The 26,354-nt window shown below is 31.7% G+C and carries 12 protein-coding genes, 1 tRNA gene, 3 rRNA genes and 1 pseudogene; 16 read left to right on the top strand and 1 reads right to left on the bottom strand.

Annotation, left to right across the window (positions count from 1 at the left end):
* Positions 1-5 precede the first annotated feature (5 nt).
* From thrC to lysS, 3 genes and pseudogenes are all read left to right on the top strand, one after another.
* Positions 6-1,394: a threonine synthase gene (gene thrC, locus H7S46_RS00385; RefSeq protein WP_183042874.1), complete on the top strand. Its 1,389-nt coding sequence runs from the start codon at positions 6-8 to the stop codon at positions 1,392-1,394.
* Between the two features lie 451 nt (positions 1,395-1,845).
* A pseudogene (prfB, locus tag H7S46_RS00380) lies at positions 1,846-2,736 on the top strand (peptide chain release factor 2); the annotation flags it as partial.
* On the top strand, positions 2,737-4,230 hold the full coding sequence (lysS, locus tag H7S46_RS00375) for a lysine--tRNA ligase (RefSeq protein WP_183042872.1): 1,494 nt from the start codon (positions 2,737-2,739) through the stop codon (positions 4,228-4,230). It abuts the pseudogene before it with no gap.
* On the opposite strand, the gene rsmD is transcribed toward lysS, so the two are convergent.
* Positions 4,180-4,800, bottom strand: a complete 621-nt coding sequence (gene rsmD, locus H7S46_RS00370; protein WP_183042871.1) for a 16S rRNA (guanine(966)-N(2))-methyltransferase RsmD — start codon at positions 4,798-4,800, stop codon at positions 4,180-4,182. The genes lysS and rsmD overlap by 51 nt on opposite strands.
* 61 nt (positions 4,801-4,861) lie before the next feature.
* On the opposite strand from rsmD, the gene rpoH reads away from it, so the two are divergent.
* The 13 genes from rpoH to lpdA all read left to right on the top strand — a co-directional run bounded on the left by rpoH (position 4,862) and on the right by lpdA (position 25,598).
* Positions 4,862-5,692: an RNA polymerase sigma factor RpoH gene (gene rpoH / locus H7S46_RS00365; RefSeq protein WP_183042870.1), complete on the top strand. Its 831-nt coding sequence runs from the start codon at positions 4,862-4,864 to the stop codon at positions 5,690-5,692.
* A 22-nt stretch (positions 5,693-5,714) separates the two neighbouring features.
* On the top strand, positions 5,715-5,930 hold the full coding sequence (gene rpmB, locus H7S46_RS00360; protein WP_183042869.1) for a 50S ribosomal protein L28: 216 nt from the start codon (positions 5,715-5,717) through the stop codon (positions 5,928-5,930).
* Positions 5,931-5,949: 19 nt separating this feature from the next.
* Complete coding sequence (gene rpmG, locus H7S46_RS00355) at positions 5,950-6,099, top strand: 50S ribosomal protein L33 (protein ID WP_183042868.1); 150 nt, start codon at positions 5,950-5,952, stop codon at positions 6,097-6,099.
* Positions 6,100-9,953: 3,854 nt separating this feature from the next.
* A 16S ribosomal RNA gene (locus tag H7S46_RS00350) occupies positions 9,954-11,494 on the top strand.
* Positions 11,495-11,536: 42 nt separating this feature from the next.
* A tRNA-Ile gene (locus H7S46_RS00345) sits at positions 11,537-11,609 on the top strand.
* A gap of 20 nt (positions 11,610-11,629) precedes the next feature.
* A 23S ribosomal RNA gene (locus H7S46_RS00340) occupies positions 11,630-14,506 on the top strand.
* Positions 14,507-14,531: 25 nt separating this feature from the next.
* A 5S ribosomal RNA gene (gene rrf / locus H7S46_RS00335) occupies positions 14,532-14,648 on the top strand.
* The 16S, 23S and 5S rRNA genes sit together here with 1 tRNA gene alongside, the layout of an rRNA operon.
* 2,533 nt (positions 14,649-17,181) lie before the next feature.
* A complete protein-coding gene (locus H7S46_RS00330) occupies positions 17,182-17,394 on the top strand; it encodes a hypothetical protein (protein WP_183042867.1) in 213 nt (70 codons plus the stop codon).
* Positions 17,369-17,596 (top strand): hypothetical protein, encoded by a 228-nt coding sequence (locus tag H7S46_RS00325; RefSeq protein ID WP_183042866.1) that lies wholly within the window; start codon positions 17,369-17,371, stop codon positions 17,594-17,596. Before H7S46_RS00330 ends, H7S46_RS00325 begins: the two co-directional genes overlap by 26 nt.
* Before the next feature lie 18 nt (positions 17,597-17,614).
* Entirely contained in the window at positions 17,615-19,081 is a 1,467-nt protein-coding gene (gene gltX, locus H7S46_RS00320; protein ID WP_183042865.1) for a glutamate--tRNA ligase, read from the top strand.
* Positions 19,078-21,774, top strand: a complete 2,697-nt coding sequence (locus H7S46_RS00315) for a 2-oxoglutarate dehydrogenase E1 component (protein WP_183042864.1) — start codon at positions 19,078-19,080, stop codon at positions 21,772-21,774. Before gltX ends, H7S46_RS00315 begins: the two co-directional genes overlap by 4 nt.
* Positions 21,775-22,878: 1,104 nt before the next feature.
* On the top strand, positions 22,879-24,162 hold the full coding sequence (gene sucB / locus H7S46_RS00310) for a dihydrolipoyllysine-residue succinyltransferase (protein WP_310888250.1): 1,284 nt from the start codon (positions 22,879-22,881) through the stop codon (positions 24,160-24,162).
* Between the two features lie 20 nt (positions 24,163-24,182).
* Entirely contained in the window at positions 24,183-25,598 is a 1,416-nt protein-coding gene (gene lpdA / locus H7S46_RS00305; RefSeq protein ID WP_183042863.1) for a dihydrolipoyl dehydrogenase, read from the top strand.
* Positions 25,599-26,354 lie beyond the last annotated feature (756 nt).

The raw sequence follows: 26,354 nt of genomic DNA, 5'->3' as shown, positions 1-26,354 counted from the left end.
AAATAATGCGTTACATTAGTACTCGCGGTTTAGCCCCTGTACTTTCTTTTGAAGAAACCGTATTAACTGGTTTAGCAAGTGATGGTGGTTTGTATCTTCCAGAAAGAATACCTAAACTATCTCATAAAGAATTAATAGAATTAAATAATTGTTCATATGCTGATTCAGCATATCGTATAATGCGTCTTTTTATTGATGATATTGAAGAGAAGCCATTAAAAGATTTAATAAAAAAAAGTTATACAAGGTTTTGTAATGATTCAATAGTGCCGATTAAACAAATAAGTAACAATCATTTTTTATTAGATTTATTTACTGGTCCTACATTTGCATTTAAAGATATAGCTTTACAATTAATGGGTAATTTAATTGATTATTTGTTAAAAAAACGTTGTGAAAAAGCAGTTATTATGGGCGCAACGTCAGGAGATACAGGATCAGCTGCAATATCTGGATTTTGTGATTGTAAGAATTTAGACATATTCATTTTACATCCTCATAATATGATATCAGACATTCAAAGAAGACAGATGACTACAATAAAAAAAGATAATATACACAACATAGCAATAAAAGGAACTTTTGATGATGCACAAGCGATAGTTAAAGAAAGTTTTAATAAACGTGGTTTTTTTTTTAAAGGAAGAAGGTTAATTGCTATAAACTCAATAAATTGGGCACGTATTTTAGCACAAACAGTGTATTATATTGTGTCAGCCATTTCAGTTGGTGCTCCATACAGAGAAATAAGTTTTACTGTCCCTTCTGCTAATTTTGGGAATATTTTTGCAGGATACATAGCTTATAAAATGGGTTTACCTATTAAACAATTAGTCGTTGCAAGTAATGTTAATAATATACTTCATCGTATTATAGAATATAATGATTTTTCTAGACGGCAATTGATTAATACTATAGCTCCAGCTATGGACATAGTTGTTTCTTCTAATTTTGAACGTTTATTATTTTATGCTTATGAAAAAGATTCAAATGCTATCAAACATTTATTTGATAAGTTTCATAAGGAACATTACGCTATAATAGACAAAAAACCTTTAAATAAAATAAGAAATTTATTTTATAGTACAAGTGTGCATGATAAAACTATTTTGTCTATAATAAGTCAGATTTATAAACGTAATGGAATTGTAGTAGACCCGCATACAGCTATTGGTTTAATGGCAGCAGAAAGATGTAATAATTCTCCAGAAATACCTATGATAACATTAGCTACAGCTCATCCAGCGAAATTTTATGATACAATTATAAAAGCTGGAATTGAACTACAAATGCCTAATTCACTTAAAGAATTATTACAAAAAGAAGAGAGATACTGTATTTTACCTGCCACGATTAATAAGGTGCATAGTTATATGATTAGTGTGTGTCATTAACAAAAAACATTTTTACATTACATTAATTTAAGTTGATTTAATATCCTGATGTGAAGTCATGAGGTGAATTGAATAGGTATGTAGTAATGATGTTAATATAAAATGAAAAGTATTGAGGATGAAGGAAAGGGAAAAGGCGTTGCGGAGTTAAAATAGTTGAAAAGGAATGGAAAAAGGCTCTAAAGATTGAGAAGGGATGTATAGTCTTGTCTCGTAGATAGAGAGAGGGATTGTGTTGGTGTGGGGTTTAGTTTTTTGTAGGGGTAGGAGTTTACTTATTTTTTATTTCTTAAGCAAAAAAAAAGGGTAAGTTAAGGATAAAATATATTTATGTTGCGATATTATGAAAATGATAAATTACAACTAATAAAAATTAAATTAAAATCTTTATATGACAGTTTTTCTAAAGTTAAGGAATATTTTTGAGGAATATAATTTAAAAAAATTTGTTATAAAAAAATTTAATAAGGAAATATTTAATAATACTGAGTTACTTCAATTAGCTATTATGGAATCAGATAAAAAAACGTTAAGTATAATAAAAGAAGAAATAATAAGATTAGAAAAAGAATTATCGCACTTAGAAAGTATTCGTTTATTTTCAGGAAAAATGGATAAAAATAATGCTTATGTTGAAATTCAAGCTGGATCTGGTGGTATAGAAGCACAAGATTGGTCAAATATGTTAGTACGTATGTATATACGATGGGCTTTAACACATAACTTAAAAACAGAAATAGTAAATTTAAATCTTGGTGAAATAGCTGGTATAAAATCTGCAACCATTCATATCAAAGGGAAATATGCATTTGGTTGGTTACGAACTGAAAAAGGAATTCATCGGTTAGTACGTAAAAGTCCTTTTGATTCAAGTAAACGACGTCACACTTCCTTTTCTTCAGTATTTATTTATCCCGAACTTAAAAAAGCTTTAAATCTTAAAATAAATATAGAAGATTTAAGAATAGATACTTATAGATCGAGTGGTGCAGGGGGTCAGCACGTAAATACAACTGATTCTGCTGTTAGAATAACGCATTTACCTACAAATATAGTAGTGGAATGTCAAACTGAACGGTCTCAACACAGTAACAAAGAACGTGCAATGAAATTATTAAAAACAAAAATATATGAATTTGAAAAACAAAAAAGTGAAAGTGAAAGAAATAAAATAGAAAAAAACAAAGCAGGAATAGGTTGGGGTAATCAAATTAGATCATATATATTAGATGCTCAGAGAATTAAAGATTTACGAACTGGAATAAAAAATAATAAGTGTGAAAAAGTATTAGATGGTGATTTAGATTTATTTCTAGAGGCAAGTATAAAGCAAGGTTTATGAATGATTATAAAAAATTACTTAATAAAAGAGCGTGTTAATAAACTAAAAGTATTGATGGAAAAAGCGAAAAAAAATGGGACAAGAAGTGCATTTCCTAATGATTTTCGTCGGGCTAGTATATCAAGTAATTTGAAAAAACAGTTTGGAAAAAAAAAAAAAGAAGAATTAGTAAAATTAAAATATACAACGTCAGTTGCTGGACGTATAATGCGTAAAAGGGGGCCATTTATAGTTATACAAGATGCAAGTGGTCACATTCAGCTTTATATAACTAAAAAAATAAGTTCTAATGAATTGCATAAAACTATAAAAGATTGGGATATAGGAGACATAATTGGAGTGATAGGGGTAATAAATAAATCTAAAACGGGGGAGCTTTATTTAATAGTAAAAGAAGCCTTTATATTAGTTAAAAACATAAGACCTTTACCAAATAAATTTCATGGTATAAAGGACCCAGAAATTAGATATAGGCGCAGATATTTAGATTTAATTATGAACAAAGAAGTACGTAAAATATTTAAAATTCGTACTTGTGTTATATCGTCAGTTAGAAAATTTTTAAAGGAACTTGATTTTATGGAAGTAGAGACTCCTATCTTACATTCAATTCCAGGGGGAGCATTAGCCAAACCCTTTGTAACTTATAATAATTCGTTAAATATAAAAATGTATTTACGTATTGCGCCTGAACTTTATTTAAAACGTTTGGTTGTGGGTGGCTTGGAGCGTATATTTGAAATCAATAAAAATTTTCGTAACGAAGGTCTTTCAACGTGGCATAATCCTGAGTTTACTATGTTAGAGTTTTATTGGGCTTTTGCAAATTATAAGGACTTGATGGAAATTACAGAAAATATGATTAGATTTGTCGTGAATGAAACTTTAGGTACAACTAAAATTAAAATAGGAAAAAAAATAAATATTGATTTTTCAGAACCTTTTGAAATTTTAAGTATGAGAGAATCTCTCATAAAGCACGGTAAAAACTTTTCAATTATAAACTCTGATTTGGAAAATTTAGAAAACTTGCGGTTTTTATCTAAACGAATTGGGATTATCGTAGATAACTATAATAATTATGGTTTATTACTTAATAAAATTTTTGAATTAATTGTAGAACGTAAATTAATAAAACCAACTTTTATCACTGAATATCCTATTGAAGTTAGTCCTTTAGCACGATGTAAAGATAAAAATCCAAAAATAACAGAAAGATTTGAATTATTTATAGGGGGTAGAGAAATAGCTAATGGGTTTTCTGAATTAAATGATTATGTAGAACAATCTAAAAGATTTAAATTACAAATGAACAAAAAAGATATTAATGATTTGATTTATTATGATAATGAATATATACGTGCCTTAGAATATGGCATGCCCCCTTCAGCTGGACAAGGAATAGGTATTGATCGTCTTATTATGATTCTTGCAAATAAAGATTCAATTCGAGATGTATTGTTTTTTCCTTTGATGCGTAGTCGTATTTTTTAAAAACCGCCTATAAAGAAATATATGAGATTTTCCAAAAGAAAGTTCTTTGTATAAGATCCATGTATTTGGTATAAAGAAGAGGTCTAACTTAGCTTCTACTTCCAAATATATAAAGGAATTATTATTAAGCCAACCATTTGATTCTAATAAGTTAATGCTAGGATATACTAAACCCTTATAAAAAGGTGGATCTATAAAAATTATATCAAATGATTTAAAGGCCAAATTATTAATGTAATTAATCGAATTAGTTTTTATAATATTTACAGAATTTAAAAGTTTTAGTTTGTTTTTATTAATGTATAAGTTTTTAACTAAATATTTTTTGTTTTCAACAAAATATACATGTTTTGCCCCTCTTGATAAAGTTTCAAACCCTAGACACCCACTTCCCGCATATAAATCTAAAATATTTTTATTTTTTATATCATTTGCAATCCAATTAAATAAAGTGTCTCGCGCATTACTTATCGTTGGTCTTACCCCAGACATAGTTATAGATGGAAAGCTAAGGATACTACGTTTTTTACTACCTCCAATTATTCTAATCATAATAAAATAATTAATCATAAATATGATATAATTTCAACTATTATATGTGTGGTGTAAAAATTATTGGAATGAGTAGGCTATGATAAAAATTTATCCAGAAAATAATATAGATGGTTATATTCAAACAGTATTAGGAATACCTTTACTAACATTACAAGAAGAGCATAATTTAGCCATGAAATTAAGAAAGAAAGGAGATTTAGAAGCAGCTCGTTCCTTAGTAATGTCAAATTTACGTTTTGTTGTTCATATAGCTAGTAGTTATTCAGGATATGGGTTACAGAAATCTGATATAATTCAAGAAGGTAATGTAGGTTTAATGAAAGCAGTAAAACGATTTAATCCTGCTCATGGTGTTCGTTTAGTTTCTTTTGCTATACATTGGATTAAAGCTGAAATACATGAATATGTTTTAAGAAATTGGAGAATTATAAAAGTAGCTACTACGAAATCTCAAAGGAAATTATTTTTTAATTTAAGAAGAACTAAAAACAGTTTTAATTGGTTAAATAATGATGAAATCAAATCAATAGCAAACGAGCTTAATGTTAATCCTAATTTAGTTAGAGAAATGGAAGGTAGATTATCATCAATTGATTATGGATTTGATAATAAGTACGCTGAAGAAAAAAATAATTATAAAAATCCTTCTAATTATATAGAAGATTCAAAAATTGATCCTGCTATTCAATTAGAAAAATATGATTTTGAAAGATATTCTTATAGACGTTTATATATCGCTTTAAATAAACTTGATGAACGAGTAAGAGATATTTTAAAGCAACGTTGGTTAAATGAACCAAAAGCAACATTACATGAATTAGCTGATATTTATGGTATATCAGCTGAAAGGATTCGTCAAATTGAAAAAAGTGCAATAAAAAAAATTAAAAATTATATTAACATATAAAAATGCAAATAAGGAATTTCAAATGGCTAAAAGATGTCAAGTAACATATAAAAAGCCAATGCAAGGCAATAATGTTTCTCATTCACATAGAAAAACAAGTAGAAGATTTATGCCAAATTTACAAAAACATAGGTTTTGGATCAAAAATGAGAAACGGTATATAAAATTGCATATTTCTGCTAAAGGCATGCGTATAATAGATAAATATGGTATAGAAAAATTTTTAATTAAAAGATGATTCTTTTGGAGACTTTGTGGTGAAAAAGAAAATAAAGTTAGTTTCTACAAAAGGTACAGGACATTGTTATTCAACTTATAAAAATAAAAGAACTAATCCGAAAAACTTAGAATTAAAAAAATATGATCCAATAATACGTAAACATGTGCTCTATCGGGAATCTAAATGAATAGTGTCATTAATATAGTGTAAAAATTCAAAAAACAAAGCACTACACCAATTACATCACTACAATAACTAAATAAAGGGGTTTTGTTTTATAAAGTTATCCTTACTTTACTTATGGTATGGTAGATAAATCTGATATTTACTATTTAATGCAAATTTGTTTTAGTTTAAAAGTCAACTTCAAATTCATCTCAATACACAACATCTCACATCAAAGCTCAAAACAAAATACAACAACACAAAGCATAACTAAACCTCAACTTAATACAAACCATAACACATTAAACCAATCCAACACATAACAAATTCAACACAACTAAACTTATATTACACTAAAATACACAAACTAACTCAAACCAATTTAAATTAATCCAACACTTCATCTTATATTTTATTAACTTAAAGCAGCATCGAAAACCACAACATAAGTAAAGCTAAGCTCACAACATCGGGGCCGGGGCGGTTATTTACTTTACTTAGTAGCATCACATCAAAGCTCAATTCATTTCAAAACATATCATTACAACATAACTTAAAAAAAAACAATTTAAATCAAAACACTTCAAAACACTTCAAAACATATCAAGTCAAGTCAAAAAAAGTCAAAACAACATAACTTAAAACAAAACAACTTAAAACAATCAAAACAAAACAAATAAAATAAAATCATCTCAAATCGTTTCAAATCAAATAAAAGAACAAATCACTTCAACATCATATCAACAACAACAACTCAAATCAATTCAATTCACACTTAATGTAAACCACACCATTACAAAATAATCCATTACAAAACATAACAAATGACTTCAAATAACAGAACAAATCAACTACAACATCACATCAATTCATATCATCTCAACAAGACCTCATATCAACTCAAAAGAACAACTTAAAACAACAACAACTCAACTCAACTCAAACCATTACAAAGTAACTCAAGTCAATCCAAAAAACAATACAAACTCAACACCAAAACAAACAATTTAAAACATTACACTAAAAAAAACAACAAACTCAACTCAACAACAACTCAATTCAATCCATTACAAAAAACATAACAAACTCAACACCACACCAAAACATTACAACTTAACTTACACCTTACATTAATGTAATCCAAATTAGTGTAAATTAATCAAAATTAATGTAAAAAAAACCCCAAAAAACAAAACCACAATTCAAAACAATCAAATCAATTCAAAAGACTTCAATTCAATTCAACAACAATTCAAACCCAACTTAACTTAAAAAACAAACCCAACCCAAAAACACTTCAAAACAATTCAAAACAATCAATTCAACAACAATTCAAACCCAACCAAACCAAACCCAACCCAACTTAACTTAACCCAAACTAAACTTGAAATAACTTAAAAAAACTAACTTAATACAACTTAAAGCAAACCATTACACTACAACACACTTACAAAAAATCACAACTTATTACATTAATCCAAAACTTAAACCCAACCCCAAAAAAAACAAACAAACAAACAAAACAAAACAAAACAAAACCATTACATTACAACACAATCCAAACAATTTAAACATTACAAACCACATTACAACACACTACACTACACTACACTAAAACAATTCAAAACCATTACATAACACCACAAAAAAAAAACAAGTCAAAACACTTCAAACCACATAACTAAACCAAACATTACAACTTGAATTACAAAACAACTTATTACATTAATCCAAAGCAACACATAACAAAATAACACATAACAACATTACATTACCTTAACTCATTACAACAAAAACAACACCATTACATTAAATTAACTCAACAACATCTCAATTCAATACAACTTACAAAAAACAACACCCAAACATTAATTTAAAACACATTACACCACATTAACACAACTAAACTATTACAAACCTAACTTACACTACACTAACTTAAGTTAACTTAACTTAACTTAACCTTACATTACATAACACAACACAACAACTTATATTAACTTAAAACATTAAACAAACCACACCACAAACATTAACACAAGTCAACACAAAGAAAAAAAACTCAACAACATCTCAACACAACACAAAGCAACTCATTACAACTAAAAGAAACTCAATCCAAAAACAATCCAATCCAAAGTAAAATCCAAAACATTACAACTAACCTAAAACTAAACTCATTTCAAGAACAAAGTAACTCAATTTGAAATTTAAAGAAAAGACAAGAGATATTGCTTTAAAAATTAATAGTATGTTTAAAATATTTTAATAACCAAAAAATAAAAACAAATAAAAGAATATAAAAGGAATATAAATGGCTGAGATTGACAAAATGTATAAAATTATGGCTAAGCTAAACATAACAAAACTATTCCTTTTTTTTACAAAAAACATAATCTGATTTAATGTGTTAACTTAGTTTGTGTTGTAAAGAGGTGTGGGTAGTTTGACTGGATTTGCAGTGCTGTGATTTGAGGCGGTAATATAAGTTATGTTGTAATGTTTTGAGGGAGTTTGAATTGTTTTAATATAAGTTAAATGGGTGGTGTAAGTTAATGTAATGCTTTGTTATTGAGGTGTGTTAAGTTGTGGTGTGGAAGTGTTTAGTGGTGTGGTGTAATGTAATGTAATGTTATGTGTTATTTTGTTATGTGTTTTAATTGAGGTTTAGACTAGACTAGTTTAGTTTAGTTTAGTTGTGTTATTTAAGTTTAGTTTTTTTAACTTAAGTTAGTGTGGTTTAGTTATGTGTTGTAGTGTTTTGTAATGGATTATTTTGTTTTAAATTTTTTTAAGTTGTTTTAATGTAATGTTGTGTGTTTTAGAGTAAGTTGTAATAGTTTGTTTTAAATTGTTTTGTTTTGTTTTGAAGTGTTTTAAATTAATGTGGAAGTGTTTAGTGGTTTGTAATGTAATGAGATGTAATGTAAGTTGTAATTTTTTGTTTTTTAGGTGTTTTGACTTGTTTTGTGTTGTACTGGATTGGTTTTGAATTGTTTTAAATTAGTGTAGTGTAGTGTGTTGTAATGTAATTTAAATTAGTGTTATGTAATGGTTTTTACATTACATTAACTTAAGTTAGTGTAAGTTGGAGTTTTTGAGTTGTGTTGTAGTGTAATGGTTTGTAATGTAATGGTGTGGATTGTTTTTAAGTTGTTTTTGGTTTACAAAACAAAACAAAACAAAAAAAAACATTAATTTAAATTAAAGTTGGTTTGATTGTTTTGAAATGAATTGTTTTAAATTAATATAAGTTATTTCATTTCATTTCATTTCATTTCAAGTTTAGTTGTTATGGTTTGAGGTCTTGTGTGTTGTTGAGTTATGTGGTTGGTGTTGGTGTTGTTGTTGTGTTTTGTTTTTTAATTGAGGTTTAGTTGTGTAATGTAATAAGTGTAGTTGTTATGCTTTGTTATGTGTTGTAATGTTTTGTTATTTTGTTTTAATATAAGTTGGATTAGTTATGTGTAGTGTAGTTTAGTTTGTGTGTTGTAAGTTTAGTGTTGTTGTTTTAATATAAGTTATGTTGAGGTGATTTGTAATGTTTGGTTTTACATTAAATTGTTTTTGATTGTTTTGAGTTTCTTTTAGTTGTAATGGTGTTGCTTTGCATTGTTTTAATATAACTTTTTGAATGCTTTGTATTGAGTTGTTGTGTAGTGTTGTTGAGGTGTAATGTGTTGCTTTGTTATGTTTAGTTGTAATGTTGTGTTGTTGTATTGAGTTGCTTTTAGTTTAGTTTGGTGCTGCTGATTAGAGTTTATGCTTTGAACTTGCGTTGACAAAAATCTATATTAAACATATACTACTTCTTATATAACTTTCACTAAGTGGGTACTTTTTTCTTCATAAAAAAAAATAAAGACCAAAAGGATAAAATTAAAGAGTTTGATCATGGCTCAGATTGAACGCTGGCGGCAGACCTTACACATGCAAGTCGAGCGGCATCATCAAGTTGTGCAAGCGGCGAACTGGTGAGTATAACATGGAAATTTACCTAAAAGAGGGGAATAACGTGTAGAAATGCACGCTAATACCACATAATTCTTACGAGATAAAGCAGGGGATTGATTCAAATCAACCTTGCGCTTTTAGATGATTCCATGCCGGATTAGCTAGTTGGTAGAGTAATAGCCTACCAAGGCAACGATCCGTAGCTGTTCTGAGAGGATGATCAGCCACACTGGGACTGAGATACGGCCCAGACTCCTACGGGAGGCAGCAGTGGGGAATATTGGACAATGGGGGAAACCCTGATCCAGTCATGCCGCGTGTGTGAAGAAGGCCTTTGGGTTGTAAAGCACTTTTAGTGAGGAAGAAAACTTATAAAAGAAAAAGTTATAAATATGACGGTACTCACAGAAGAAGCACCGGCTAACTCCGTGCCAGCAGCCGCGGTAAAACGGAGGGTGCAAGCGTTAATCGGAATTACTGGGCGTAAAGGGCATGTAGGCGGTTTGTTAAGCATTATGTGAAAGCCCTATGCTTAACATAGGAACTGGATAAAGAACTGACAAACTAGAGTGCAGAAGAGGAAGGTAGAATTCCAGGTGTAGCGGTGAAATGCGTAGATATCTGGAGGAATACCAGTGGCGAAGGCGACCTTCTGGTCTGAAACTGACGCTGAGATGCGAAAGCGTGGGGAGCAAACAGGATTAGATACCCTGGTAGTCCACGCTGTAAACGATATCAACTAGCCGTTTGATTCTTAAAGAATTTTGTGGCGTAGTTAACGCGATAAGTTGATCGCCTGGGGAGTACGGTCGCAAGGCTAAAACTCAAATGAATTGACGGGGGCCCGCACAAGCGGTGGAGCATGTGGTTTAATTCGATGCAACGCGAAGAACCTTACCTACTCTTGACATCCAAAGTACTTTCCAGAGATGGAAGGGTGCCTTAGGGAACTTTGAGACAGGTGCTGCATGGCTGTCGTCAGCTCGTGTTGTGAAATGTTGGGTTAAGTCCCGTAACGAGCGCAACCCTTATCCTTAGTTGCCAACGTATAAAGACGGGAACTTTAAGGAGACTGCTGGTGATAAACCGGAGGAAGGTAGGGACGACGTCAAGTCATCATGGCCCTTAAGGGTAGGGCGACACACGTGCTACAATGGCAAATACAAAGGGTCGCAAAATGGTAACATGAAGCTAATCCCAAAAAAATTGTCTAAGTTCGGATTGGAGTCTGAAACTCGACTCCATAAAGTCGGAATCGCTAGTAATCGCGAATCAGAATGTCGCGGTGAATACGTTCTCGGGCCTTGTACACACCGCCCGTCACACCATGGAAGTGAAAGGCACCAGAAGTGGCTAGTTTAACCTGCAGATTACGGAGAACGGTTACTACGGTGTGTTTCATGACTGGGGTGAAGTCGTAACAAGGTAGCTGTAGGGGAACCTGTGGCTGGATCACCTCCTTAAAATACAGTCTTTATGATGAAAGAAGTACTTAAAAAGGTATGGGGTCTGTAGCTCAGGTGGAAGAGCACACCCCTGATAAGGGTGAGGACGGTAGTTCAAGACTACCCAGACCCAAAAGAAAAATAGTATTATATGATAAAGCAAATAAGCGCATATGGTGGATGCCTAGGCAGTCAGAGGCGAAGAAAGACGTGACAGCCTGCGAAAAGCGTCGGGGAAGTGGCAAGTAACTTAGAAGCCGGCGATGTCTGAATAGGGGAACCTACTGAAGGAAAAAAAATTCAGTGTCTGTAAGTGAATATATAAGTTACAGAAGCTAACCAAGGGAACTGAAACATCTAAGTACCTTGAGGAAAAGAAATCAAATGAGATTCCCTCAGTAGTGGCGAGCGAACAGGGACAAGCCCAGAAAGCAATTATATAAGTTAGATTAAACAGATGGAAAGCTGTACCATAGTAGGTGATAGTCCTGTAATTAAAAACTAATTAATTGTGAAATAGATTAGGTCGGGGCACGAGAAACCTTGACTGAATAAGGGGGGACCATCCTCCAAGGCTAAATACTATTGACTGACCGATAGTGAACAAGTACCGTGAGGGAAAGGTGAAAAGAACCCTAGCAAAAGGGAGTGAAATAGATCCTGAAACCATATGCGTACAAGCAGTGGAAGCCTAACAGGTAACTGCGTACCTTTTGTATAATGGGTCAGCGAGTTATTTTCGGTAGCAAGCTTAACCGGATAGGGGAGGCGTAGGGAAACCGAGTCTAAAATGGGCGTTATATAGTTGCCGGGAATAGACCCGAAACCGAGCGATCTATCCATGAGCAGGTTGAAAAATTAAGTAACATTAATTGAAGGACCGAACCGGGGTCTGTTGAAAAAGACTCGGATGACTTGTGGATCGGAGTGAAAGGCTAATCAAGCTCGGAGATAGCTGGTTCTCCTCGAAAGCTATTTAGGTAGCGCCTTATGTATCACCATTGGGGGTAGAGCACTGTTTCGGATATGGAGTCATATAGACTTACTAAACCGATGCAAACTACGAATACCAATGAGTGCAGCATAAGAGACACACTATGGGTGCTAACATCCATAGTGGAAAGGGAAACAACCCAGACCGTCAGATAAGGCCCCAAAATCTTAGTTAAGTGGAAAACGAGGTGGGAAGACTAAGACAGCTAGGAGGTTGGCTTAGAAGCAGCCATCCTTTAAAGAAAGCGTAACAGCTCACTAGTCTAGTTCACCTGCGCGGAAAATATAACGGGGCTAAACTAAGTGCCGAAGCTACGGGTTTATACATACAAAATATAAGCGGTAGAGGAGCGTTGTGTAAGTCTGTGAAGGGATATTGTAAGGTATGCTGGAGATATCACAAGTGCGAATGCTGACATGAGTAACGATAAGGGATGTGAGAAACATCCCCGCCGAAAAACTAAGGTTTTCTGTTCAACGATAATCGGAGCAGAGTTAGTCGGTCCTAAGGTGAGGCTGAAAAGCGTAATCGATGGAAAATGGGTTAATATTCCCGTACCATATGTAATTGCGATGGGGGGACGGAGAAGGCTAGACGAGCCCAGCGTTGGTAGTCTGGGTGAAAGTATGTAGGTTTAGAAATTAGGTAAATCCGATTTCTTAAGAAAACTAAGGTATGAGACGAAATATTGAAGTCGTTGATGTCATGCTTCCAGGAAAAGCCTCTAAGCTTCAGATTACATATGACCGTACCATAAACCGACACAGGTGGTTAGGTAGAGCATACTAAGGCGTTTGAGAGAACTCGGGTGAAGGAACTAGGCAAAATGGCACCGTAACTTCGGGAGAAGGTGCGCCGAATTATTGTATAACCTAGAACAGGGAAAGCAAGAATCGGCCTCAGATACCAGGTGGCTGCAACTGTTTATTAAAAACACAGCACTCTGCTAACGCGCAAGCGGACGTATAGGGTGTGACGCCTGCCCGGTGCTGGAAGGTCAAAAGGAGATGTGCAAGCATTGAATTGAAGCCCCAGTAAACGGCGGCCGTAACTATAACGGTCCTAAGGTAGCGAAATTCCTTGTCGGGTAAGTTCCGACCTGCACGAATGGCGTAATGATGGCCACACTGTCTCCACCCGAGACTCAGTGAAATTGAAATTGCTGTGAAGATGCAGTATACCCGCGGCTAGACGGAAAGACCCCGTGAACCTTTACTATAGCTTCATATTGAAAGTGGGTATTATTTGTGTAGAATAGCTGGGAGACAATGAAGTACAAACGCAAGTTTGTATGGAGTCAGCATTGAAATACCAGCCTAATATTATTTACTTTCTAACTTAATACCGTTATCCGGTGTAAGGACAGTGTGTGGTGGGTAGTTTGACTGGGGCGGTCTCCTCCTAAAGAGTAACGGAGGAGCGCAAAGGTACCCTAAGTACGGTCGGAAATCGTAATTATAGTGTAAGAGCAAAAGGGTGCTTAACTGCGAGACAAACAAGTCGAGCAGATACGAAAGTAGGTTCTAGTGATCCGGTGGTTCTGTATGGAATGGCCATCGCTCAACGAATAAAAGGTACTCCGGGGATAACAGGCTAATACCGCCCAAGAGTTCACATCGACGGCGGTGTTTGGCACCTCGATGTCGGCTCATCACATCCTGGGGCTGAAGCAGGTCCCAAGGGTATGGCTGTTCGCCATTTAAAGTGGTACGCGAGCTGGGTTTAGAACGTCGTGAGACAGTTCGGTCCCTATCTACCGTGGGCGTTGGAAGTTTGAGAAGAGCTGCTCTTAGTACGAGAGGACCGGAGTGGACGAACCTCTGGTGTTCCGGTTGTCATGCCAATGGCATAGCCGGGTAGCTAAGTTCGGAAAGGATAACTGCTGAAAGCATATAAGCGGGAAACCAACTTCAAGACAAGACTTCCCAGGGAAACCCTAAAGGATCCTCGAAGAAGACGAGGTTGATAGGCACGATGTGGAAGAGTGGGAAACACTTTAAGCTAACGTGTACTAATAATCCGTGAGGCTTTATCATACGATTAGTTAAAAAAAAGAAAAAGCTTGACGATTATAGTTGGTGGGACCAACCTGAAAACATTCAGAACTCAGAAGTTAAATCACCTAACGCCTAGGGTAGTATAAGGTTCTCCTTATGTGAGAGTAGGTTATCGTCAGGCTAGATAATATAGTTAAGAATGTGTAGTGTTGTAAAAAAAAGTTTAAAGTAAAAGGTCTAGGTCTTTTAAGTTTTTTTTTTATTATTTCAGCGGTTTGTTTTATTTAAGTTCGGAGCGTGGAAGTACAGTTCAGTGTTAGTAAAACTAAAACAATCCCAAACGTACATGAAATGATGTGGAACAGCTAAGCTAAAGGGTTGTTATGTTGTAGTGTAATATAAGTTAGTGTAGTTTAGTGTTGAGTTAATGTTGTGTAATGAGGTGTTAGTTAGTGTAAGTAAATGTAAGTTAGTTTGAGGGGTTATGTTTTTGGTGTGGTTAAAAAAGTTAATGCTGTTGTTTTTTGAGGTTTTTTGTTTTTGGAATGGTATGTGTTGGATTGTAATAGAAGGTAATGTAATGTGGGGTGGTTTGTAATAGTTTAGTGGTGTAATGTAATATAAGTAAGATGTGATTTTTTGTTTTGTTTTTTTTTTGTGATGTAGAGGTGTTAAGTTGTTATATGTAGAGGTGTGTTGTTGTGTAATGGTTTTGAATTGTTTTATAGTGTAGTGTATTGTATTTTGTAAGAGAAGGGTAGTTAAAAAAGAAGCAGTGACGTACGTTAGGTTCGTTGTGTAGAGGTGTTATGCTTTGAGTTTATTTTATGGGGTGTCGACTTTAAGTTAGTGTGGTGCTGGGATTGGGGTGTTGTTGTGTAATGGTGTGGTTTTGTTGAGGGGAGGTTAGTGTAATGGTTTAGTTTTTTTTTAAGTTGTTGTTATGTGTTGATATGCTTTGTATTGAGGTTTAGTTATGGTATGTGTTGTTATTTTGTTTTAATAAAATATAAGTAAGTTGTGGTATGTTTAGTTTGTTTGTGTTATGGTTTAAAAAATGTAAGTTAGTGTGAGTTGTGTAAGGTTTTGATTGTTTTAAGTTTAGTTGTTATGTAATGTTGAGGTGCTTTGGGTTGCTTTAATGGTTTGTTTTGAATTGTTTTGTATTGTATATAAGTTGTAATGGTTTGTAATGGTTTGTGTTGGTTTGTAATGGTTTATAAGTTGTTATGTTTTAAATGGTTTGTAATGGTTTGGTTTGGTTTGGTTTTGTTTTGTTTTGTTTGGTTTGGTTTGGTTTGGTCTGGTCTGGTCTGTTTGTTTGTTTGGGGTTGAGTTTGTTATGTTTTTTGTAATGGTGTGGTATGTTTAGTGGTATGGTATGGTATGGTGTGGTTTGTTTTATGTTGTTTTGTTTAATATAATATAAGTTTATGCTTTTAGTTTAGTGGTGTTAATTTAATGTAATGGTTTGTAATGTAATTGTTTTTTGTTTGTGTAGTGTAGTGTAAGTTGACTTTAACTTAATAGTGTAGTTTAGTGTTGTAGTGTAAGTGTTATTATTAAGTTAGTTATGTGTAATATAAGTTGTTGTTGTGTTGAATTGTTTTTATTTTATTTTATTTTATTTGTTTTAAATTTTTTTAAGTTGTTTTAAATTGTTTTTGTTTTGGTTTTTGTTTTGATATGATTTGAGGTGTTATGTTTTGTAATGGTGTGGGTTGTGTTGAGGTGTTTGTATTGGTTTGTGTAATGGTTTATGTAGTGTAAAGTTGTAATGTTTTTGGTAACTTAGTGTAGTGTAGTGTAGTGTAGGGTGGTGGGTTTTGTTTTAAGTGTTGTTGTATTGTTTTAAATTATTAACTTAACTTAATGTGGTATGTTTATTTTGTTTAGTGGGGTGGGGTGGGGTTGTGTTGTGTTATGTGGTATGTTTGAATTGATGTGATTTGAAACGATACGATACGATACGATTTAATGTAAGTTGATTTGATTTGTGTTGTTTTTATTTGAAGTCATTTGTTTTGTAATGTAATGTAATGGTTTATGTTTTTGATTGTTAAGTTGTGTTAAGTTAGTGTGGGGCAGTGCTGTGCTTTGTTATGTAATGGTTTAATGTAATGTAATGTAATGTAATTTAATCCAAAACAAGTTAAGTTAGTTTGTGTAAGTTAAGTTGTTGTGTTGTAGTGTGTTGGAAGGGGTTGTGTTGTTATTTGTTGTGTAAGGTTAGGTTAATCCAAAACAAGTTAATGTAATGTAAGTGGTTAGTTAGTGTAGTGTAGTGTAATGTTATGTTGTTTTGTTATGTGTTAAGTTAATAATGTAAGTTGTGGTATGTTTAGTTTTTTGTAATAGTTTAGTTGTTATTAATGTGGTGTAAATTAAAACAAGTTGTATTAGTGTATTTTGTTTTAATGTAATGTAAGTTGTGGTTTGTTTAATGTAATGTAAGTTGTGGAAGTGTTTGGTGGTTTGTTTGTTTTGTGGTTTGTGTATTAAGTTATGTTATTTAAAAGGGATGTTAAATTTTGTTAAAAAGTTTTTAAATTAAAGGTCTAATAAAGTTAAAGGGTTATGAAAATCATTCTACTGTAAACTGAAGAACAACAAATGTGTATGTATGTATGTGGTGTAGTGTGTTTGTTGTTAATTAATTAATTGATTGATTTATTTACCTAGTATTACTCATGTAATTAATAATGATATACCAAATGATAAAGAAGCATACATTTATCGTAGGTACAGGTACAGAGACAGAGACAGAGAAAGAGAAAGAAATCAGGACGACAAAAAAAAGGTACAGCGTCTTATTAGCATTTGAAAAACAAAGAAGTGAAATACGAAAAAATAAAATGTTAGAAAAGAAAAAGGCAAAGCTATTTATTTATTGGACAAAAGATGGAAATAATGGAAATACCAAATGAAAAGGCATTAAGAAATCAGAGGCAGAGTGTTTTTAATAATCGTGTAAATGCAGCAGCTTATAGAAATTATATTCAAAGGGAACGGTATTGGTATTTCATAGTAAAAGAAGAACCTTTGGTAGATAAAGGTTTTAATGGTTCAGAAGTAGAATTAGAAGCAGTAGCAGTAGCAGTATTTTCTTTTTTTACATTTAATTCGTGAAAAGCTCTTCATAACCTTATGAAGAATATACGCACACGTTTTGCTCCCTCACCTACTGGTTTTCCTCATATAGGGACAGCATATATTGCTTTATTAAATTTTTATTTTGCTCGTATAAATAATGGAAAATTAATTCTTCGAATTGAAGATACAGATAGAATGCGATCAAAAAGTAAATTTGAAAAAAAAATTTTAGATTTATTACATTGGTTAGGTATTCAATGGAATGAAGGGCCAGATATTGGAGGAAAATTCGGACCTTATCGGCAAAGTGAACGCCAATATATTTATAATAAATATGTTGAGAAATTAATTAAGTCAGGTAAGGTATTTAAATGTTATCGTACTAGTGAAGAGCTAGAAAAATTGCGGAAATGTAAAGTTGATAAAGCATTAAAAGAAAAAGATTTACAGTTAGATTATAAAGAATTAAAATTTCGTAAAAAAAACAATTGGCCTTATGCAATAAGACTTAAAGTTCCTAAAAAAGGAAAATGCGTATTTTATGATGTATTAAGGGGTAGTATTAAAATGAATTGGGATCAGGTTGATTCACAAATTTTAATAAAATCTGACGGAACACCTACTTATCATTTAGCTAATGTAGTAGACGATTATTTGATGGGAATTACTAATGTAATAAGAGGTGAAGAATGGATAAACTCTACTCCAAAACATAAGTTGATTTATGAATTTTTAGGCTGGAAAACTCCAAATTTTTGTCACTTACCATTGTTACGTAATCCAGATAGATCAAAACTATCTAAGCGCAAACAAAATAATTCAATTGAATATTATCGGAAAATGGGTTATTTGCCCCAAACAATAATCAAGTACTTAGGCAGTTTAGGTGGTGTTAAAACGACTAAGTTTCCTTTTATAAACAAAAAAACTATGAAAGCTAAATTTGATATTAAGAGTATATATTTAGGAGGTCCAATATTTGATTTAGACAAATTGACTTGGTTAAATGGTATTTATATACGCTCAATGAAAAATGAGTCTTTAATTAAAATTATGTATGAATGGGTTAAAGACTATATACACAAGATTTTACCATCAATTAAACCTCGTATAAAAATTTTAACTGATATTATTTCTATATCTGAACAATTTTTTTCTGGATTACCTAAATTAAAAGCAGAAGATTTTGAAGTTATTGGTTTGAAAATCACAATGCAAATTAAAGTACTTAAATTTTTATGGTTGCAGTTAGAATATATAGAAAAATGGGACAAGGCAACTATACTATATAAGGTTAAACAATTATCTAACCATTTTAAAATAAAAATGAAAACAATAATAGCTCCAATTTTTATTGCAATAAATGGAAGATTAATTTCTACATCTGTTATTAACACGATAGCAATAATAGGTAAAGATTTAACGCGAGTACGCCTAAAGCAGGCAATAAATATTTTAGGGGGATTACTTAACACAAGAACAAGAACAAGAACAGGAACAGGAAAGGAAAATAATAAATGAATATTTTTACAATAAGGAATCAAACAAATACGCAAATAGCATTAGATAATGTTAGTTATTTAGAAGAAATATACGAACAATATCATAATAAAGGCAATGTTACTGAAGAATGGCGTCAATATTTTGACTATTTTAAAAAAAAAGAATGCTTGTTTAAAACAAAAGAAACTTCTGAACAAATTCTAAAAGCTCAAATAAGCGTTTTGCAACTTATTAACGATTATCGGTATAGTAGTGGGCATAGAAAGGCAAAGATAGATCCAATAAGCGGTAACAATAAGGTTAAGGCGCTTCAAATGGCATTATACGAATTGAAAAAAGAAGATTTAAATAAAGTCTTTAACGTTGGAGTGGGGAAAAATAAAGCAACATTAAAAGAAATTATTGAAGTTTTGGAGATAACTTACTGCGGAACAATAGGATGTGAAATTAGGCATCTTTGTAATAATGAAGAGAAAGTGTGGTTAGAGCAAAGTTTGGAATCTGTACGTAATAAATATTCACCAACTAAAAAAATAAGTTTGCAGATATTAAAAATAATTACTGCAGCTGAAGAATTAGAAACTTATTTATCTAGCAAATTTCCTGGTACTAAACGTTTTGGTATAGAGGGTGGAGAAACTTTAATTCCTATGTTATATGAATTAATTCAACGTTCTGGTAATTATGGTATTAAAGAAATTTTTATGGGTATGGCTCACAGAGGACGTATAAATGTATTAGTTAATATTTTGAGGAAGAGCCCCGCTGATATAATTAAGGAGTTTGAAGGAAAACAAATATATGAATCATATTCTGGCGACGTTAAATATCATCAGGGTTTTAATTCAAAAATACTGACAAAAGGTGGTGTAGTAAAGTTAAAATTAGCATTTAATCCATCACATCTAGAAATTATTTATCCCATTGTAGAAGGCGCTGTTCGTGCAAGACAAGATTATATGAAGGATATGACAAAAGTAATACCTATTGTTATACATGGGGATACAGCATTTTCTGGACAAGGTGTGGTAATGGAAACATTACAAATGTCAAAAATAAAGGAATATAATACGGGGGGTACTTTACATATTATAATTAATAATCAGATAGGTTTTACTACTTATAGACACAATGCACGATCTACTAAATATTGTAGTGATATTGCTAAAATGTTTCATTATCCTGTTTTCCATGTAAATGGAGATGATCCAGAAGCTGTTCACCATGTAACCAAAATAGCGGTGGATTTTAGGAATAAATTCAAAAAAGATGTGGTAATTGATATGATATGTTATCGGCGTAGGGGCCATAATGAATCAGATGAACCTTCAATAACACAACCAATTATGTACCAAAAAATAAAAAATCATCCAACATTATGGGAAATTTATTCAAAATATTTATTTAAAAAAGGTTTAATATCAAAGAATGAGGTTAAAAATATGGTGGGTTTATATCGCCATAAATTAAAATATGATGCTAATAAGTCATATAAAAAATCAAGTGTAATGTTGTACAAATTTTATGATGATGAATACGATAACACATCCTTTGAGATGAAACGGCTGCGGGAATTAGCTATCAAAATATGCAATGTTGGTGAAATGGAAGTTCAAAGTAATGTTGCTAAAATTTACTCAGATCGTCGTAACATGGTAAGTAGTAATAGTAGAAGTAGGAATATAAATTGGGGCTTTGCGGAAATGTTGTCATATGCTACTTTATTAGATGAAGGCTATGCCATTCGTATAACAGGGCAGGATACAGTAAGAGGAACTTTCTCTCATCGTATGGCAGTAATACATAATCAAAAAGATGGATCTGTTTGGAAACCTATGCAACATATAAAAAAAGGGCAACCAAAGTTCACAATAGTAGATTCTATTCTTTCTGAAGAAGCTGTGCTTGCTTTTGAATATGGTTATTCTATCTCATCACAAAATATGTTCGTTGCATGGGAGGCTCAGTTCGGGGATTTTGCTAATGGAGCCCAGGTAGTTATTGATCAATTTATATCCTCTGGGGAAACTAAGTGGGGAAGTTTATGTGGTCTAACTTTATTGTTGCCGCATGGGTATGAAGGTCAAGGTCCAGAACATTCTTCTGCACGTATTGAACGATTTATTCAGTTATGTGCGGAACAAAATATGCAAGTCTGTGTTCCTACAAATCCTTCACAATTTTTTCATTTAATACGTAGCCAGGTAAAACGCAAAATCCGTAAACCATTAATATTGATGCAACCCAAAAGTTTATTGCGACATAAATATGCTAAGTCAAGTTTGGAAGAATTAGCTAATGGAAGTTTTAAAACGGTGATTGAAGAAACGGAGAATATTGAGCGAGATATAGTGAAAAGAGTTATACTTACATCTGGTAAATTATATTACGATTTAGTTGATTATCGTACAGCAAATAATATTAATGAAACTGCTATATTAAGAATAGAACAGCTTTATCCTTTTCCCTTTAAAAAAATAATAGAAAAATTATCTAGTTACTCTAAGTGTGAATATATTATATGGTGTCAAGAAGAACCTAAAAATCAAGGAGCTTGGTATCAAATTAAGTACTATTTAAATAAGAAGCTTAATCTTAAGTTACAGTTTGTAGGTCGCACTTCATCAGCAGCACCAGCATCAGGTTATTTTGATGTACATTTGAAGCAGCAAGCTAATCTAATAAAAGAAGCCTTTATTACACCAATATAAAGAAAAGAAATAAAAAACATATCAAATAAAAGAACAAATAAAATAACATAACATAACATAACAGAACAACAACACAACACATATCAACACAACTTATATTAAACAACAGAACAAATAAAATAACAGAACAGAACACTTCAAAACACTTCAGAACAGAACAACAACGTTTCAATTCAATTCAAAACAAATAAAATAAAATAAAAACACTTCAAAACAAAACAAATCAAATCATCTCAATTCGTTTCAAATAAAATAAAATAAAAACAAATCAAAACAAATAAAATAAAATAAAAGAACAAATAAAAACAAATCGTTTCAAAACATAACAACTTAATGTAAAAACAAACCAAATCGTTTCAAATCATATCAACTTCAAATAAAATAAAATAAAATAAAATAAAATAAAAGAACAACTTAAAACAAATCGTTTCAATTCAATTCAAAACAAATAAAATAAAATAAAATAAAATCAATTCAATTCATATCAATTCAAAGTAAAGTAAACTCAATTTCACAACATCACATCAATACAACAACAAAGCTCAACTCAACTCACCCCACTAAACTAAACTAAACTAAACTAAACCACACTAAACTATTACAAACCACACCAACTCAAATACAACGTAACGTAACTCAACAACAATCCAATCCAAAAAATAAAAAAAACAACTCAATACAAAACACCAACAACTCAACAACAACTCACCCCACTAAACTAAACTAAACCACACTAAACTATTACAAACCACACCAACTCAAATACAACGTAACGTAACTCCCCAACAACTTAAAGCAACACATTACAACTCATATCAAATCATCTCAACAACAAAGTAAAATCCAAAATATAATAACTTAATACAAATTAATGTAATGTAATGTAATGTAATTTAATTTAATTGTTTTTTTGTAATTTAATTTAAACCACAACTTAAAACAAAACAATTTAAAACAACTCAAATTAATTTAAATTAAGTTAGTTATGTGTAAGTTAATGTAATAATGTAAAACATAACACATTAATCCAACAACACTAAACTTAATCCAAACAAACCAAAACATTACAACACATAACATAACAACTAAACCAAAAACAATCAAATCCAATCCATTACAAAAACACCTCAATCCAAAGCATTACACCTCAACACATCTCAACAACAAAGTAACCAAAGCATCTCAACAGCAGCCTCAAATAATTTAAAAAGGATAATTAAGATTAAATATAAAGAAATAAAAGCTCCTAGCTTTCCTGAATCTGTAAATGAAGGTACGGTTGCTACTTGGCATAAAAAACCTGGTGATAAAATTTTACCATATGAACTTATTGTTGAAGTAGAAACTGATAAAGTATTGCTAGAGGTGATGTCACCATTTGAAGGTATTCTTAAAGAAATAAAAATACAAGAAGGTAAGCCATGCAAATCAGAGCAGTTGCTAGGTATTATTGTTGTAGTAGATAAAGGTTTTAATGGTTCAGAAGTAAAAAAAAAAGTAGGACAAAAAATAAAAATAGAGACAGAAGCAGAAGCAGAAGTAAAAGCAAAAGTAAAAGAAGATATTTATTCACCATCTGTACGTAAAATGATGGCTTCTAAGAATATAGATGTTAAAGCTAAAGCAGCACTTAGTGGTACTGGTGGAGGATGTTTACTAAAAGAAGATGTTTTACGTAGTATTAAGGAAGTCGGAGAAAAAAGGGTACCATTGAGTCGATTACGTCAGACAATGGCTAAACGTATAGTAAAAGCTCAAAAAAAGGCCGCAATGTTAACTACTTTTAATGAAATAGATATGAATCATATAATAGAAATACGAGCACAATATAGAGAGCTATTTAAAAAAATACATGGAACTAAGCTAGGATTAATGGGTTTTTTTGTAAAAGCTTGTACTGTGGCTCTAAAACATTTTAAGAAAGTTAATGCTTTTATTGATGCTAAAGAAATTATTTATCATAATTATCAAGATATAGGAATAGCAGTTTCTACAAAAAGAGGTTTAGTTGTTCCTATATTAAGGAATACTGATTCTATAAAAATCGAAGAAATAGAGAAACAAATTATGGATTTCAGACAACGTGGTATTAACGGTAAATTAACTATTAAAGAACTCACAGGAGGTACTTTTACTATAACTAACGGAGGGATTTTTGGATCTCTTTTCTCTACTCCTATTATTAATCCTCCTCAAACTGCTATTCTGGGAATGCATAAAATTCAAAAACGGCCTGTGGTTTTAAATGGAGAAATAGTTATACGTCCTATGATGTATTTAGCGTTATCTTATGACCATCGGATACTTGATGGCAAGGATGCAGTACAATTTTTAAATTTAATTAAGGAGCTGTTAGAAAACCCTATACGATTTATATTAAACATTTAAATGTAACGAGAGAAATAAATATGGAAGCTAATTTTGATGTAATTGTTATAGGTGCTGGTCCAGCTGGTTACGTTGCAGCTATAAGAGCGGCGCAATTAGGACTAAAAACTGCTTGTGTTGAAAAATGGATTAAAGATGGAAGAATGATTTATGGGGGTACTTGTTTAAATGTTGGGTGTATACCTTCAAAAACATTGTTAGAAATATCACATAATTTTATTGAGGCTAGGGATAAGTTCGAAGAAGTAGGTATAAAAATTGATAAAATTAGTGTCGATGTAAAAAATATGATAAGGCATAAAAATAAAATTGTTTCAAGTTTAATTGATGGAATTGCGGCTTTATTCAGAACTAATGGTGTTAGAGTATTGAAAGGAACTGGTAAGATTTTAAAGGAAAAAAAAGTAGAAGTTTCACACCAAGGTAATAAGAGTATTTTTAAAGCTAATAACATTATTATTGCTTCAGGTTCTCTTCCTTGTTACCTTAAGCATGTACCATTAAATGGAGATACAATAATAGACTCTGCATCTGCATTAAATTTACTGGAGATACCTAATCGATTAGGTATCATAGGAGCAGGTATTATTGGGATCGAATTAGGCTCAGTTTGGTGCAGACTAGGTAGTAAGGTCACTATATTTGAAGCTTTAGATAATTTATTTCCAAGTGTTGATGAAACTTTATCTAAAGAAATATCAGTTATACTAACAAAGCAAGGGTTAAATATTAAATTTAATGTGCGTATTTTAGGTAGCGTAATTAAAAATAAAGAAGTTAAAGTTAATTTTATGGATCAATTTGGTGAGCACAGCTTAAATTTTGATAAGTTGATCATTTGTATAGGCAGGAAACCTTATACACAAAAGCTAATAGAGAAAGAGAGCGGGATAGAATTTGATGACAAAGGTTTTATCAAAGTTGACAATCAATGCAAAACAAGCGTGTCAGGAATTTATGCTGTTGGAGACGTTGTGAGAGGGCCTATGCTAGCACATAAGGCATCGCAAGAAGGTATTATGGTAGCTGAAATTATAGCAGGTAATAATGTACAGTTAAATTATGATACAATTCCTTGGGTCATTTATACAAAACCAGAAATAGCGTGGGTGGGTAAGACTGAACAGCAGCTTAAATTATCAGGTATTAATTATAAAATAGGTGTTTTTCCATTTGCTAACTGTGGAAGAGCTAGGGCAAATAATGCAATACAAGGTCTGGTTAAAATAATTGCAGATGTTAATGATAGAATTTTGGGAGTGCATATAATGGGACAAAATGCTAGTGAATTAATTGCTCAGGGGGTTATTGCAATGGAATTTAGTGCGAGTGCCGAGGATTTGGCTTTAACATGTTTTGCTCATCCTACACTTTCGGAAGCAGTACATGAAGCAGCTTGTGCTACATCTTTAGGAACTACGATTCATAAGATTTAAGATTTAAGATTTAAGATTTACATTGTTTAATTTTCTTTCTCTTGATGCTTTACTTTTTGTTGCTTTGTATTGTTTTAATATAAGTTGTTATATGTTGAGGTGTGTTTAAGTTGTTGATTTGTTCTTTTATTTGTTGTGTTGTGTTGAAGTGAAGTGTGTTGTTATGTTATGTTATGTTATGTGTTGTTGTAGTTGTTCTTTTATTTTATTTGAAGTGTTCTGTTCTGTTATTTGAGTTGTTGTTGTTGTTGTTTTGTTCTTTTATTTGAGGTGTAATGTTTTTTGTATTGAGGTGTTTTTGTAATGTTTTTGATTGTTTTAAGTTGTTGTGTTTTAATATCAGTTGTTTTGTTTTTGATTGTTTTGTAATGGTATGGTATGGTATGGGGTGGTATGTTTAGTGGTATGTTTTGATTAATGTGGTATGGTATGGTATGGTATGGTATGTTTGTTTTGTGGTATGTAATGGTTTTAAATGGTTTGTAATGTTTTTGATTGTTTTAATGTTGTTTTTGAATTGAATTTAACTTCTTTGATATGAATTGATGTTGTAGTTGATTTGGTCTGTTTGTTTGTTTGGTGTTGATTTTTTTGTAATGGTGTGGTTTACATTAAGTTGTTGTGTTATGTTATGTGGTATGTTTGTGTAATGTAATGGTTTATGCTTTATGCTTTGTAATGGTTTAATTTATTTTATGGTGTAATGTAATGTAATGTAATGGTATGGTATGGTTTTGATTAAGTTGTTATGTTCTT

It is taken from the genome of Candidatus Portiera aleyrodidarum (assembly GCF_902713745.1).
In the GTDB taxonomy this organism is placed as follows: domain Bacteria; phylum Pseudomonadota; class Gammaproteobacteria; order Johnevansiales; family Johnevansiaceae; genus Portiera; species Portiera aleyrodidarum_D.
The sequence above is the reverse complement of the archived record's forward strand: the minus strand, read 5'-3'. Positions and strand labels throughout refer to the sequence as shown.

Coding starts and splice junctions, on each gene's coding strand:
- thrC (WP_183042874.1), top strand. CDS start 6: ATGCGTTACATTAGTACTCGCGGTTTAGCCCCTGTACTTTCTTTTGAA.
- lysS (WP_183042872.1), top strand. CDS start 2,737: ATGATTATAAAAAATTACTTAATAAAAGAGCGTGTTAATAAACTAAAA.
- rsmD (WP_183042871.1), bottom strand. CDS start 4,800: ATGATTAATTATTTTATTATGATTAGAATAATTGGAGGTAGTAAAAAA.
- rpoH (WP_183042870.1), top strand. CDS start 4,862: ATGATAAAAATTTATCCAGAAAATAATATAGATGGTTATATTCAAACA.
- rpmB (WP_183042869.1), top strand. CDS start 5,715: ATGGCTAAAAGATGTCAAGTAACATATAAAAAGCCAATGCAAGGCAAT.
- H7S46_RS00330 (WP_183042867.1), top strand. CDS start 17,182: ATGATAAAGAAGCATACATTTATCGTAGGTACAGGTACAGAGACAGAG.
- H7S46_RS00325 (WP_183042866.1), top strand. CDS start 17,369: ATGGAAATAATGGAAATACCAAATGAAAAGGCATTAAGAAATCAGAGG.
- gltX (WP_183042865.1), top strand. CDS start 17,615: ATGAAGAATATACGCACACGTTTTGCTCCCTCACCTACTGGTTTTCCT.
- H7S46_RS00315 (WP_183042864.1), top strand. CDS start 19,078: ATGAATATTTTTACAATAAGGAATCAAACAAATACGCAAATAGCATTA.
- lpdA (WP_183042863.1), top strand. CDS start 24,183: ATGGAAGCTAATTTTGATGTAATTGTTATAGGTGCTGGTCCAGCTGGT.